Consider the following 12,324-nt stretch of genomic DNA (forward strand, 5'->3'; position numbering starts at 1 on the left):
TAGGCCACAGTGTGGACTGGCGACTAGCGTTTACGTGTCAGGACATTCTGTAACCTCCCCGAAACAATGCGGACACTGCGGGGAAATCCCTTGTCCTTAGGGTGGTAACAGTTGCTAGCGACTGCGAAGCGGGGAAGCTTTTTTGCCTTCTCCGCCGTTGGACTGCGCTGGACAAATGTGCCTGACGGCCAGATCTTTCATATGCGTAAGGAGCATAGATGTTCAAGACTGCGGACGAAGTCCTCAAGTTCATCAAGGACGAAGACATCAAATTCGTCGATATCCGCTTCACCGATCTCCCGGGCGTTCAGCAGCACTTCAACGTGCCTGCCAAGAGCGTTGACGCCGACTTCTTCGTCAACGGCCAGCTTTTCGACGGATCTTCGATCCGCGGCTTCCAGGGCATCGCCGAGTCTGACATGCAGCTCATCCCGGACGTCACGACGGCGTTCATCGACACGTTCCGCATGGAGAAGACCCTTGCGCTGAACTTCTCGATCGTGAACCCGCGTACCGGTGACCCGTACCACCGCGATCCCCGCGGCGTGGCCGAGAAGGCGGAGGCCTACCTGGCTTCGACCGGCATTGCCGACACCGCGTTCTTCGCTCCCGAGGCCGAGTTCTTCGTCTTCGACAACGTCCAGTACCAGTCCTCCCCGCAGGGCAGCTTCTACAAGATCGACTCCGAGGAAGCACACTGGAACTCGGGCCGTGAGGAAGAGGGCGGAAACCTCGGCTACAAGACCCCGGTCAAGGGCGGATACTTCCCGGTCTCCCCCACCGACAAGCAGGCCGACCTGCGCGACGCCATGTGTGTTGCCCTGGACGAGGCCGGCCTTGAGGTCGAGCGCAGCCACCACGAAGTCGGCTCCGCCGGCCAGGCTGAAATCAACTACAAGTTCACCACCCTGACCCACGCGGCTGATGACCTGCAGAAGTTCAAGTACGTCATCAAGAACACCGCCGATGCCTGGGGCAAGTCCGTGACCTTCATGCCTAAGCCGGTCTTCGGTGACAACGGCTCGGGCATGCACTGCCACCAGTCGCTGTGGACCGGCGGCGAGCCGCTGTTCTACGACGAGAAGGGCTACGCCGGCCTGTCCGACACCGCCCGCTGGTACATCGGTGGCCTGCTGAAGCACTCCTCCGCTGTCCTGGCCTTCACCAACCCGACGGTGAACTCCTACCGCCGCCTGGTCAAGGGTTTCGAAGCCCCGGTCAACATGGTTTACTCGCAGGGCAACCGCTCCGCCGGTATCCGTATCCCGATCACGGGCTCCAACCCGAAGGCCAAGCGCATCGAGTTCCGCGCTCCGGACCCCTCCTCCAACCCGTACCTGGCGTTCGCTGCCCAGCTGATGGCCGGCATCGACGGCATCCGTAACCGGATCGAACCCCCGGCTCCGATCGACAAGGATCTCTACGAGCTCCCGGCCGAAGAAGCCAAGGACATCCCCAAGGCTCCGGGCACCCTCGAGGAGGCCCTGGATGCACTGGCCGAGGACAACGAGTTCCTGCAGGCCGGCGGCGTCTTCACCCAGGACCTGATCGACACCTGGATCGAGTACAAGTACGAGAACGAGATCCGTCCGCTTTCGCTGCGCCCGAACCCGTACGAGTTCGAGCTCTACTACGGCGTCTAGCTATATGACTGGGCTAAAGCGGGCATAGTCCGCAGACAGTCCGCAAGAATTTTGATACATCAAAGGCCGGTCCCAAGTTTCACGACTTGGGACCGGCCTTTTGTTGTTAGCAAAGCCGTTGATGCCAGTGTTGCCCCTGTGGTTATACTCATACTTGGGGGCGCCTTAGACGGTGTATGTCGGAAGCGTTCAGCAGCCAAAAACTATCTGCCAACCACCGACAGGAGGTGCGGGGAACCGTGCCAGCATTGAAACGATCGATCTTCCGTAAAGCAGCGGCCTCTGCCGTCCTTTCCGTTGTCCTGGGAGCCGGAACGCTCGCCGCGGCGGCCCCTGCCAGCGCCAACGGCGGCACGCCCGCCTCATGTGCCCAAACTACGGCGCCTTGCACAGCCGGCGTGTCCACCGTGTACGTCACCCCAGGAACCATCCTGGGGGCGAACAAGTACGGCTGGCCCAAGGGCACCAAGCTGGAATACCGCTGGTTCTTGAACGGCAAAATCTTCGCGGGCGGCTGGAATGCAACCACTAAGGTCTGGGGGCCGCCGGTCGTGGACAGCAAAGGCGACAAGTTCGTCGTCCGCGTCAAGGGCACATATGGGGGAAAGATCAGCTATCGGTTCAGCAGGACGTACGTCGTCCGCTACTAACGCGGATTTCGACGACATCCAACGGCCACCAATCAGGTCTGTTTAGTCAGCGCTCTACTACGGCGCCTAGTTAGATAAAGCGGCCCGACACTGTTCGTCCGCAACAGTTCCAATATAAAAAGGCCGGTCACGGGTTCATCCCGTGACCGGCCTTCTGGTTCAGCGCTTTCCAGCACCTCAGCGCTTTCCGTACTTCTTGTGCACGGCCTGCTTGGTGACGCCAAGGCACACCGCAATGGCCTCCCATGACAGTCCGGCCTGCCGGGCACGCAGCACCACTTCGGTTTCCGTGCGCGCCAGTTCTTTGTGGAGTTCCGCCACGGCGTAGAGCGCCTCGGCCGGCCCTTTGCCGTCCATGGAACCTATCAATGTCTGCATGAAGCACCTCCAGCGTCAACGTTAGTTGACGCAGAGAGGGGGCGTCAACCCTCGTTGACGGCGAGAAGCCGGCGTAATTCCCCTACGGGATCGGGGATCTCCGGTCCGTGGGAAAAGAGCATCCTGTCCGGCTCCAGCAAGCTCAGTCTTAGAAGCGACTCTTCGGCCCGCGCAGAGTCCGCTGTAAACTGCTCCGGCGCCCGTCGCATCGCACCTCCGGCTGTCCCCACAGCGTCCCCTACGAACAGCAGTCCGTCGTCATGCAGCAAGCTGATGTGTCCTGCCGTGTGGCCAGGCGTCTGCACGATCTGAATATCGCGGACCCTGTCACGTTCCACGAGCGGGCGCAGCGGCACCGCGGAAGGAATCTGGGAAACGTCCGCAGCGCCCGTCCAGATCGCTGCCAACGGGCTCCGTTCCACGACTTCGCCGAGGCCGCCGACGTGGTCCGGATGCCAATGCGTGAGGACGACGTCGGTGATGTCACTCCATGCTGCTCCGACACGGTCCAACGCCGCCGCAATCGCATCCGCGCTGCCCTTGAGGCCCGTATCGATCAACAGCAGTCCCCCGGTGTGCGGCACAAGGAAACAACGTACGTCCATCGTCAACTCAACCGTCCCTGCCAGCCCGGCGGGGATGTGGAGCTCCTGGATGACCGGTTCTACCTGCATCTGCGAGTGACCCATCATGCACCTTTCCAGCGGCTGATCTTGATTCAATACTGAGGCGCACATCGTCCCAGTCAAGATGCGCCCTCGGTCAGAACGCCCGGTACATGATTCGTTGCGGGCCGGCGTCGCCGCCTTCGTAGCGGCCGCGGTCCTCGAATCCGGCCTTGCGGTATGCGGCTTGGCCGCCGGGGTTCAGTTCGTTGACGGAGAGTACGACGCCAGCCTGGCCGCTGCCGAGGTCCGCCGTCAGTTTGGCGGCCTCCCGCACGGCGGCCTCCGCGGCGAGGGTGCCGAGGCCCTTGCCCTGCTGCCGCCGGTCGATCAGGAAGCCCCGCAGGAGCCAGGCCGTGTTGTCCTCTGGCCAGCCCGCGAGGGTTGCCGCCCCAGCCTGGAGCGTCAGGACTCCCACGGCGGCCCCGTTCTCATCCACGGCGAACGGGTGCCGGGACTCTTCCTCGAGCCCGATCAGCATCATCCGCAGCGGGTCCCCCACGAACTTCTGCTGCCCTGCGCCGAGCTCCAGCAGCGCGATCTCCCCAAGCTTGATGGCCCGGGCGTCGTCGTCGAGATTCTTCAAAGGCAGCAGCCATACATGTCCAGACATGTAGACAGCGTACCCGCGCCGGCGGCGCCCGCCGCCTCAAGGAAAGGGGCTACAGCGCAGCTTCCTTGGGCGGTCCGGCCGGATCCATCCAGAAGACTTCCCAGAGGTGCCCGTCCGGGTCCTGGAAGCTGTGCGTGTACATGAAACCGTAGTCCTGGGCCTCCTCCGATGCCGTGCCCCCGGAGGTCAGGGCGGTACGGATGACCTCGTCCACGGCTTCGCGGCTCTCCAGCGAGAAGGACATGATGACCTCGGCGGTGCCGGCCGTAGCGGCGACGGACTTCGAAGTGAAGGTCTTGAAATAGGACTCGACGAGCAGCATCACGTACGCGCCATCGTTGACGATCATGCAGGTGGCGTTCTCATCGGTGAAGTCGGGGTTGAAGGAAAATCCCAGCGCCGTGAAGAATTCAACGGTCTTATCCAGATTCCGGACGGGAAGGTTCACAAAAAGTTGCCTGGCCATTGGCCCAAGGTAGCACCGCCCGCAGCATGTGTCAGTAGGCCCTGTCAGCAGCCGGCAGGCCGCCGCCGGGCGCTATTGGCCGTAGAAGACCCGCTCGAAGACCGCCCGGGCGCGCCGGCTCAACCGCAGGTAGTCCTCCTCCAGCGCCGCGGCGTTGCCCTGTCCGTAGCCGCACCAGCGGGCCACCGCCTCAAGGTCGCGGCGGGAGGAGGGCAGCAGGTCCGAGGGCCGGCCGGTCCAGATGACGTTGGCCGAACGGATCCGGCTCGCCAGCCGCCAGGCCCGGAGGAGGATGACGGTGTCCCCCGCGTCCATCAGGTTCAGGTCCGCGGCCGCCTCGAGCGCGTCCACAGTGGACGTGGTCCGTAGCTCCGGGTGCCGGCCGGCGTGCCGGAGCTGGAGCAACTGGGCCAGCCACTCGACGTCACTCAACCCGCCCCGGCCAAGCTTCAGGTGACGGGCGGGATCGGCTCCGCGCGGCAGGCGCTCCGCCTCGACCCTGGCCTTGACCCGCCGCACCTCCCGGACGTCCTGGTCAGACAAAGACTCCGGGTACCGGATGGTGTCGATCAGCGCCACGAAATCCTCGGCCAGGGCGTCGTCGCCGGCCATGGGACGCGCCCGCAGCAACGCCTGGGCCTCCCAGACCAGGGACCACCGGCGGTAGTACTCGGCATAGGACTCCAGGGACCGCACCATGGGCCCGCTCTTGCCCTCGGGGCGCAGGTCCGCGTCCACCGCGAGTACCCGCTCGGCCAGGATCGCCGGTTTGAGCGGCTGGGTCAGCAGGCTGGAGAGCTTGCCCACGATCTGCAGGGCCTGAGCCTGTGCCTCATCTTCCGGCACGCCGGGGAGTCCGCGGTGGACATACATGACGTCGGCGTCCGAGCCGTAGCCGATCTCCCGGCCGCCCTGACGGCCCATCGCAACCACCAGCACCTGGGTCTTCAGCGGTTCCCCGGCGGTGATGATCGTCTCCGCCACGCGGAGGGCCCCCAGCACGGCGGCCCGGTCCGTGTCAGCGAGGGCTTCCCCCACCTGGTCCTGGTCCAGCAGCCCGGCGCTGTCCGCGATGGCGACCCGAAGGATTTCCCGGCGCCGGATCAGCCGGATCAGCCGCATGGCGCTCTCCGGGTCCGCGTGCCGGGACATCTTAGAGGTGATTTCAAGCCATTGGGATTCGAAGCTCAGCGGCACCAGTTCCTTGTCCGTGCCCAGCCACGCCACTGATTCGGGCGAAACCTCCAGCAGGTCCGCGATCAACCGGGAGTTGGCGAGCACGTGGCAGAGCCGCTCGGCCGCTGCCGTCGAATCCCGGAGCATGCCCAGGTACCAGTGGGTTGTGCCGAGGGCCTCGCTGACCCGCCGGAAGGCGAGCAGCCCGGCGTCGGGGTCCACGCCGTCGGCGAGCCAGTCCAGCAGGATGGGCAGGAGCTGCCGCTGGAGTGCGGCGCGCCGGCTCACGCCGGCGGTGAGGGCCTCGATGTGCCGCATGGCGCCGGGCGGATCGAGGTAGCCGAGGGCGGCGAGGCGGCCCTGGGCGGCTTCGGGGGTCAGGCGTGCCTCTTCGCTGCTCAGGGTGGCGACGGTATTGAGCAGGGGGCGGTAGAAGATTCGTTCGTGGAGTTCCCGCACGGAGCGCTTGGTTTTTCGCCATGCGGCGACCAGGGCGTCCGGCTTGGGCCGCTCGGCGGAGAAAGGTCCCAGCACCGCCTTCGCGAGGGAGCGCAAGGACGCTTCGTTCACCGGCATGAGGTGCGTCCGGCGCAGCTGGAACAGCTGGATCCGGTGTTCGAGCAGCCGCAGGTAGCGGTAGTCGCGGTCGAACTCCGCGGCGTCGGAGCGGCCGATATACCCGCCGGCGGAGAGCGCGGCGATGGCCGAGGTGGTGTCCCGGCAACGCAAGGATTCATCCGACTTGCCGTGCACGAGCTGCAGCAGCTGGACGGTGAATTCGACGTCGCGCAGCCCGCCGCGGCCCAGCTTGATCTGCCGCTGTTCCTCATCGGCTGGAATGTGCTCAGTGACGCGGCGGCGCATGGCGCGGACGGATTCGACAAAGCCCTCCCGGCCGGCCGAAGACCAGATCAGGGGCGTCAGGGCTGCCTCATAGCGGGCCCCCAGGACGGTGTCGCCGGCGATGGTCCGGGCCTTCAGGAGGGCCTGGAATTCCCAGCTCTCGGCCCAGCGCGCGTAATAGCTCTCGTGCGAGGCGAGGGTCCGGACCAGCGGCCCCGACTTGCCCTCGGGCCGGAGGTTCGCATCGACTTCCCACAGCCCGGGTTCGCGGCTTGTGGACATGATCGCGCGCGAGATCCCGGAAGCGAGGACGGTGCCGATGGTCGTGGCCCGGGTCTCTTCCAGCGCGCCGGACTCGATCACGTAGATGACGTCGACGTCGGAAATGTAGTTCAGTTCGCGGGCACCGCACTTGCCCATGCCGATCACGGCGAGGCCGACGTCGGCCACCTCCGAGGCGTCGAACTTCTCCGCCGCCTCGGCCCGGGACACGGCGAGGGCCGCCTCGAGCGCAGCCCCGGCGAGATCCGCCAGTTCCGCACCCGCGGCCGGCATGAAGTCCAGCGGATCGGCCGCGCACAGGTCCTTGATGGCGAGCTCCACGAGCCCGCGCCGGTAGGCGGTGCGCAGGGCCGCGTAGGCTTCCTGACCGCTGAGGGCCGCCACCGGCCGGGCAGACTTGGGATCGGCCCGCACCGACTGCAGCAGCCGCGTCCGCAGGGCCACGGCGTCCGCGGCCATCGGTTCCGGACTGACCCGCACGTCGAAGGCATCGAGGTGTTCGGGGTGGCGGATGAGGAACTCGCCCAGCGCCTCGGAGGCGCCCAGGACCCGGTACAGCGGTTCGCTGCTTTCCGGGTCCGCGACGGCAAGCTTGCGCAGCTCCGGGTGCTTCTCGATCAGCCGGACCAGGGACTGCAGGGCTGTGTCCGGGTTGGCCGCCAGCTGCAGCCCCGCAAAGAGGGCATCCTGGTCGAGTCCCTCCAGTTCCCGGGCCGCCAGGAACCGCTCGCCCTTGTCGAGATCGCTGAAGCCGGCGGCAATGAGGCGTCGTGCCAGGCTCATCGGGGCAACCTACAGAATGCCGAGATTGCGCTGCAGTTCGTAGGGCGTCACCTGGAGGCGGTAGTCCTGCCATTCTGCACGCTTGTTGCGCAGGAAGTGCTCGAACACCTGCTCGCCGAGGATCTGCGGCATGAGCTCGGAATCCTCCATGGTCCGGATGGCGTCGTGCAGGCTGGCCGGCAGCGGGTCGTGTCCCATGGCGCGGCGTTCTGCCGAGCTCAGCGACCAGATGTCGTCCTCGGCCGCCGCGGGGAGCTGGTAGCCCTCCTCGATGCCCTTGAGGCCGGCACCGAGCAGCACGGCGTAGGCCAGGTAGGGGTTGGCGGCGGAATCGATGCCACGGTATTCGATCCGCGCGGACTGGCCCTTGCCGGGCTTGTACAGCGGGACGCGGACCAGGGCGGAGCGGTTGTTGTGGCCCCAGCTCAGGTAGCTCGGCGCCTCTCCCCCGCCCCAGAGCCGCTTGTAGGAGTTGACGAACTGGTTGGTCACGGCCGTGAATTCGGGGGCGTGCTTGAGGATGCCGGCGATGAACTGGCGCGCCGTCTCGGAAAGCTGGAACTCGGAACCAGCCTCGTAGAAGGCGTTGGTGTCCCCCTCGAAGAGGGAAAAGTGGGTGTGCATGCCCGAACCCGGGTGGGCAGTGAAGGGCTTGGGCATGAAGGTGGCATAGGTGCCCTGCTGCAGCGCGACTTCCTTGATGACCGTGCGGAACGTCATGATGTTATCCGCGGTCTGCAGGGCGTCGGCGTAGCGCAGGTCGATTTCGTTCTGGCCCGGGCCCGCCTCGTGGTGGCTGAATTCCACCGAGATGCCCACCGATTCGAGCATAGTCACGGCGGTCCGGCGGAAGTCCTGGGCCACGCCGCCCGGGACGTGGTCGAAGTAGCCGCCCTCGTCCACGGGGATCGGTGATCCGTCCGGGCCCGGCTCCTGGGACTTGAGCAGGTAGAACTCGATCTCGGGGTGGGTGTAGCAGGTGAAGCCCATGTCCGCGGCCTTGGCCAGGGTGCGCTTGAGGACGTTGCGCGGGTCCGCGGCGGAAGGTTCGCCGTCGGGCGTCAGGATGTCGCAGAACATCCGCGATGTGGCCTCGGTCTCGCCGCGCCAGGGCAGGATCTGGAACGTGGCCGGATCCGGCTGGGCCAGCATGTCGGATTCGAAGACGCGGGCCAGGCCTTCGATCGAGGAACCGTCGAATCCGAGTCCTTCCTCGAAGGCGCCTTCCACCTCTGCCGGGGCCAGGGCCACGGACTTGAGCGATCCCACGACGTCGGTGAACCACAGGCGCACAAACCGCACGTCGCGCTCTTCGATCGTCCGCAGGACAAACTCTTGCTGGCGGTCCATACTGGCCTCTTTCCGGTTCTTCCATCCGCCCCAGGCCCGGCATTCATGGGCCCCGCGGCTGCTCACGGTTCACTTTACTAAGCATTGCCACCGATTGCTGAAGCCGGACCCCCGCGTAACACACCGTTAACACAAAGCCGGACGAATTCGCGGCGGGAGGGGCTATTGTGCCGCCGCGCAGGCCGCCCGTGTGACGTGATTCACGCCGGGCGGGGGCAACCCGCGGTAGCTGCGGCACTTCGTCTCGCACTACGCTCGTGGCATGGCCTCAAGTAACAGCTCCGATTCCAGCACGCCCGCAGAACTTGCGGCCCCCTACGGCAGCGGCCCGGCAGCGGCTTCAGCGGCCGCCTCTTCGGGCACGTCGGCCAGTGGCACAGGCGGGACCGCCGACGGCGGCACCGGCGGGACTGCGGAGGCGGCCCGGAAACCGGCGGCCAGGATCCGTACGCATCATCTCCAGGCGGCCAAGGTGAACGGTGAACGCTTCGCCATGCTCACTGCGTATGACCAGTACACCGCAGAAATCTTTGACCAGGCAGGCATCGAGGTGCTCCTGGTCGGCGATTCGGCCTCCAACAACGTCTTCGGCAACGAAACCAGCCTTCCCGTGACGGTGGACGAGCTCCTTCCGCTGTGCCGGGCCGTCGCCCGCTCCGCACGGCGGGCCCTGGTGGTCGCTGACCTGCCGTTCGGCAGCTACGAGGTCTCCACCCAGCAGGCTGTTGCCACCGGAGTCCGGTTCCTGAAAGAGGGCCTGGCCCACGCCGTCAAGATCGAAGGCGGAAAGTTCTACGCCGAAACCGTCCGCGCCATGGTCCAGGCCGGCATCCCCGTCATGGCGCACATCGGTTTCACCCCGCAGAGCGAACACTCCCTCGGCGGCTACCGAGTCCAGGGCCGCGGCGATGACGCCCAGCGGTTGATCGACGACGCCGTCGCGCTGGCCGACGCCGGCGCGTTCAGCGTGCTCATGGAAATGGTCCCGGCCGCCACGGCAGCCGCCGTGGATGCCGCCGTCGACGTCCCCACGGTCGGCATCGGGGCCGGCAGCGCCACCACCGGACAGGTCCTGGTGTGGCAGGACATGGCCGGTTTGCGCGGCGGAAAGATGGCGAAATTCGTCAAACAGTACGCCGACCTCCGCACGTCGCTCAGTGACGCCGCAAAAGCCTACGGCGACGACGTGCGCTCAGGCCAGTTCCCCGGCCCGGAACACTCCTTCTAGTTCCGCTCCAGGGGGCCCTGACCTTCCGGATCCGGGAACTCTTTTGCAAGACCTCATCCTTCACGGGCGATGCGTTGCGCCTCAGGTGCGGGCAGGCTGACCAATAAGGTCTGCATTAGGACCTCAAGATGTTCCGCCGGCCCGGACGGTTTCATGCGCTAAGCGTAAGGTCAGGCTCCGGCGGACACGATTCGAGGAGTATCGATGGACACGAATAGCTTCTGGGACGTTCTGCTCTGGAGTTTCTGGTTCTTCATCTGGATCGCTGCGCTGATGGTGTGGTTCCGCTGCCTGATGGACTTGTTCAGCGACCACGAGCTCAGCGGCTGGGCCAAGGCCGGCTGGGTTATCCTGCTGATCTTCGTTCCCTGGCTCGGCGCCCTCATCTACCTGATCGCCCGGGGCCGGAGCATGACCGATCGTCAGATGAAGATGCTGGCCCAGCAGCAGGCTGCCCAGCAGGAGTACATCAAGCAGGCCGCAGGCTCGACGGCCAGCCCGGCCGGCCAGATCGCCGATGCCAGGGCGCTGCTTGATTCCGGAGCCATCAACCAGACCGAGTTTGATTCCCTCAAGGCAAAGGCCTTGGCCTGACACGAAAACGGGCTACGCCCGACATGAGAATCACCTGGCTTGGTCACTCCACGGTGGTTCTGGATCTCGACGGGGTTCGGATCCTGACCGATCCGCTGCTCCGTTCCCATGCCGGGTTGCTCCGACGCCTGGCACCGCGTCCGGACCCGGTCTCGTGGGACCGACCGGACGCGGTGCTCCTCTCCCACCTGCACCACGACCACGCCGAGTTGCGCTCCCTGCGCATGCTGCGTGGGGCACCGCTGATGAGCGCGCCGGCGAACGTGGCCTGGCTGCGTCGCCGAAAGCTGGCGCACACGGTTTCCTTGGGCGACGGCTGGACCCCGGTCGGCAGCGGCGTCCAGATTCGCCAGGTGCCGGCCGAGCATCACAGCCGGCCAATGCCGCACCGACCCAACGACGCCAATGGCCAACTCGTCCGCGGTCAATCGGGCATCGTGTGGATCGCGGGTGACACGGGCTTGTTCCCGGAGATGGCCGCGCTCCCCGCCATGGCTGGAGGGCCGATCGATGTCGCCCTGGTGCCGGTCTGGGGGTGGGGGCCGAGGCTCTCGGCGGGACACCTGACTCCGGAGACCGCCGCCCGGGCTGTCGCGATGAGCGGCGCACGGTTCGCCCTGCCGGTGCACTGGGGGACGCTGCACCCTCCGTTCGTCACCTACTTTGCCCGGAGCTGGCTCGAGCGGCCCGGCCACCGGTTCGCCACTGCCGTGGCGGAACAGGCTCCCGGCTGCACGGCAGTCGTCCTCGCTCCCGGCCAGTCCTGGGTCGCGCCCTCGTAAGCCCCCGGGCCCCGGATTGGACCCGCCCGGGGGAAATCCCCAGTTGGTCGCTCAGCCGCGGGACGCCGTCGTGGCGCGCTGGCCACAGGACTCAAGCATCGCCACCAGCACCTGGTGGAGTTCCCCGGCACCCTCGATCCGCTCGGGCAGCCCCGCCATGAGATCGGCCGGGCCCATCAGCACGGCGCGGTCCTGCCAACCCCCCAGACCCCCGTGGGATCCCACGAGGCCTTCGAACGCTGCAACGTCGCCGGTCACGGGATCCACCGCGCTGTTGACATAGAGATCCGGCGCCTCGGGGTGCATCAGCGCGAGATTCAGCACCCGCGCCGCATGCGGCCCGAAACCGGCCAGCGGGTCGGTGCCCTCCACTGCCCCGCTGGTGATATTGACGCGCCCGCCGCTTCCGATCGCCCACGCCCCGCCCTCGTCATCGATGCCGGCCACGAACCCGACGCCGGGATGGCCCGCCAGGCCGGGGACCAGGGCAGGCCACCGATGCTCGAGGGTCTGGAGACTCAGGCGCCGGTCACCCCGCAGGTACACCAGGCCCAGGTTGCCCGAGCCCAACACGACCACCGGGTCCTCCGCGCCGCCTGAACCGGAAGTCTGCTGCGCCGGCGTCTCTTGTGCCTTGGTCAGCACCTTGTCCGCGCGGCCGGCGAGCTTCCCGGACAATCCGCCAGTGGCAACGTCGCCGGCGATGGAGTCCGCGCGCCCGAGTCCCTCGACGGACGCGTCCACGTTCTGAACGTGTTCCTGCATCAGTTCCGCGCACAGATCACCAAGCGCCTGGTCATACCTGTCCGCGAACGGCGTGCCCTGGGACTGGCCGTGGTCCGAGAGCACCACCAGCCGGTAGCGGCGGGGG

At 66.5% G+C, this 12,324-nt stretch carries 11 protein-coding genes and 1 pseudogene; 5 read left to right on the forward strand and 7 right to left on the reverse strand.

The annotated features are described in order from the left end of the window. Positions 1-218 precede the first annotated feature (218 nt). Both glnA (Y706_RS0105865) and Y706_RS0105870 read left to right on the forward strand, forming a co-directional pair. The gene (gene glnA, locus Y706_RS0105865) at positions 219-1,643 is read left to right on the forward strand and encodes a type I glutamate--ammonia ligase (protein WP_018772378.1); all 1,425 of its coding nucleotides are present in this window, start codon (positions 219-221) and stop codon (positions 1,641-1,643) included. 398 nt (positions 1,644-2,041) lie between these two features. Then, positions 2,042-2,293: a hypothetical protein gene (locus Y706_RS0105870; RefSeq protein ID WP_028275854.1), complete on the forward strand. Its 252-nt coding sequence runs from the start codon at positions 2,042-2,044 to the stop codon at positions 2,291-2,293. A 177-nt stretch (positions 2,294-2,470) separates the two neighbouring features. Here Y706_RS0105870 and Y706_RS0105875 read toward each other — a convergent pair whose 3' ends face one another. The 6 genes from Y706_RS0105875 to glnA (Y706_RS0105900) all read right to left on the reverse strand — a co-directional run bounded on the left by Y706_RS0105875 (position 2,471) and on the right by glnA (Y706_RS0105900) (position 8,849). Beyond that, positions 2,471-2,671 carry a hypothetical protein gene (locus Y706_RS0105875; protein ID WP_028275855.1) on the reverse strand — a complete coding sequence of 67 codons (201 nt, stop codon included), beginning with the start codon at positions 2,669-2,671 and terminating at the stop codon, positions 2,471-2,473. A 44-nt stretch (positions 2,672-2,715) separates the two neighbouring features. Further along, positions 2,716-3,363, reverse strand: a complete 648-nt coding sequence (locus tag Y706_RS23875) for an MBL fold metallo-hydrolase (RefSeq protein ID WP_052355019.1) — start codon at positions 3,361-3,363, stop codon at positions 2,716-2,718. A gap of 70 nt (positions 3,364-3,433) precedes the next feature. Then, positions 3,434-3,949, reverse strand: coding sequence for a GNAT family N-acetyltransferase (locus Y706_RS0105885; RefSeq protein WP_028275856.1), 516 nt, complete (start codon positions 3,947-3,949; stop codon positions 3,434-3,436). 49 nt (positions 3,950-3,998) lie between these two features. Continuing rightward, positions 3,999-4,415, reverse strand: a complete 417-nt coding sequence (locus Y706_RS0105890) for a VOC family protein (RefSeq protein WP_043435044.1) — start codon at positions 4,413-4,415, stop codon at positions 3,999-4,001. 72 nt (positions 4,416-4,487) lie between these two features. Beyond that, on the reverse strand, positions 4,488-7,499 hold the full coding sequence (locus Y706_RS0105895; protein WP_028275858.1) for a bifunctional [glutamine synthetase] adenylyltransferase/[glutamine synthetase]-adenylyl-L-tyrosine phosphorylase: 3,012 nt from the start codon (positions 7,497-7,499) through the stop codon (positions 4,488-4,490). Positions 7,500-7,508: 9 nt separating this feature from the next. After that, positions 7,509-8,849, reverse strand: a complete 1,341-nt coding sequence (glnA, locus tag Y706_RS0105900; protein WP_028275859.1) for a type I glutamate--ammonia ligase — start codon at positions 8,847-8,849, stop codon at positions 7,509-7,511. A gap of 262 nt (positions 8,850-9,111) precedes the next feature. Between glnA (Y706_RS0105900) and panB the strand changes: the two genes are divergently transcribed. The 3 genes from panB (at position 9,112) to Y706_RS0105915 (ending at position 11,453) form a co-directional block, all read left to right on the forward strand. Further along, on the forward strand, positions 9,112-10,077 hold the full coding sequence (gene panB, locus Y706_RS0105905) for a 3-methyl-2-oxobutanoate hydroxymethyltransferase (RefSeq protein WP_028275860.1): 966 nt from the start codon (positions 9,112-9,114) through the stop codon (positions 10,075-10,077). 204 nt (positions 10,078-10,281) lie between these two features. Further along, on the forward strand, positions 10,282-10,671 hold the full coding sequence (locus Y706_RS0105910) for an SHOCT domain-containing protein (protein ID WP_028275861.1): 390 nt from the start codon (positions 10,282-10,284) through the stop codon (positions 10,669-10,671). A 23-nt stretch (positions 10,672-10,694) separates the two neighbouring features. Further along, the gene (locus Y706_RS0105915) at positions 10,695-11,453 is read left to right on the forward strand and encodes an MBL fold metallo-hydrolase (RefSeq protein ID WP_028275862.1); all 759 of its coding nucleotides are present in this window, start codon (positions 10,695-10,697) and stop codon (positions 11,451-11,453) included. A 51-nt stretch (positions 11,454-11,504) separates the two neighbouring features. On the opposite strand, the pseudogene Y706_RS23880 reads toward Y706_RS0105915, so the two are convergent. Further along, a pseudogene (locus Y706_RS23880) lies at positions 11,505-12,324 on the reverse strand (hypothetical protein); the annotation flags it as partial.

It is taken from the genome of Arthrobacter sp. I3, assembly GCF_000520575.1.
Taxonomy (GTDB): Bacteria; Actinomycetota; Actinomycetes; order Actinomycetales; family Micrococcaceae; genus Arthrobacter; species Arthrobacter humicola_A.

Bases quoted from the DNA above. Each gene is read 5' to 3' on its own strand.
- glnA (WP_018772378.1), top strand. From the start codon at position 219: ATGTTCAAGACTGCGGACGAAGTCCTCAAGTTCATCAAGGACGAAGAC.
- Y706_RS0105875 (WP_028275855.1), bottom strand. From the start codon at position 2,671: ATGCAGACATTGATAGGTTCCATGGACGGCAAAGGGCCGGCCGAGGCG.
- Y706_RS23875 (WP_052355019.1), bottom strand. From the start codon at position 3,363: ATGATGGGTCACTCGCAGATGCAGGTAGAACCGGTCATCCAGGAGCTC.
- Y706_RS0105885 (WP_028275856.1), bottom strand. From the start codon at position 3,949: ATGTCTGGACATGTATGGCTGCTGCCTTTGAAGAATCTCGACGACGAC.
- Y706_RS0105890 (WP_043435044.1), bottom strand. From the start codon at position 4,415: ATGGCCAGGCAACTTTTTGTGAACCTTCCCGTCCGGAATCTGGATAAG.
- Y706_RS0105895 (WP_028275858.1), bottom strand. From the start codon at position 7,499: ATGAGCCTGGCACGACGCCTCATTGCCGCCGGCTTCAGCGATCTCGAC.
- glnA (WP_028275859.1), bottom strand. From the start codon at position 8,849: ATGGACCGCCAGCAAGAGTTTGTCCTGCGGACGATCGAAGAGCGCGAC.
- panB (WP_028275860.1), top strand. From the start codon at position 9,112: ATGGCCTCAAGTAACAGCTCCGATTCCAGCACGCCCGCAGAACTTGCG.
- Y706_RS0105910 (WP_028275861.1), top strand. From the start codon at position 10,282: ATGGACACGAATAGCTTCTGGGACGTTCTGCTCTGGAGTTTCTGGTTC.
- Y706_RS0105915 (WP_028275862.1), top strand. From the start codon at position 10,695: ATGAGAATCACCTGGCTTGGTCACTCCACGGTGGTTCTGGATCTCGAC.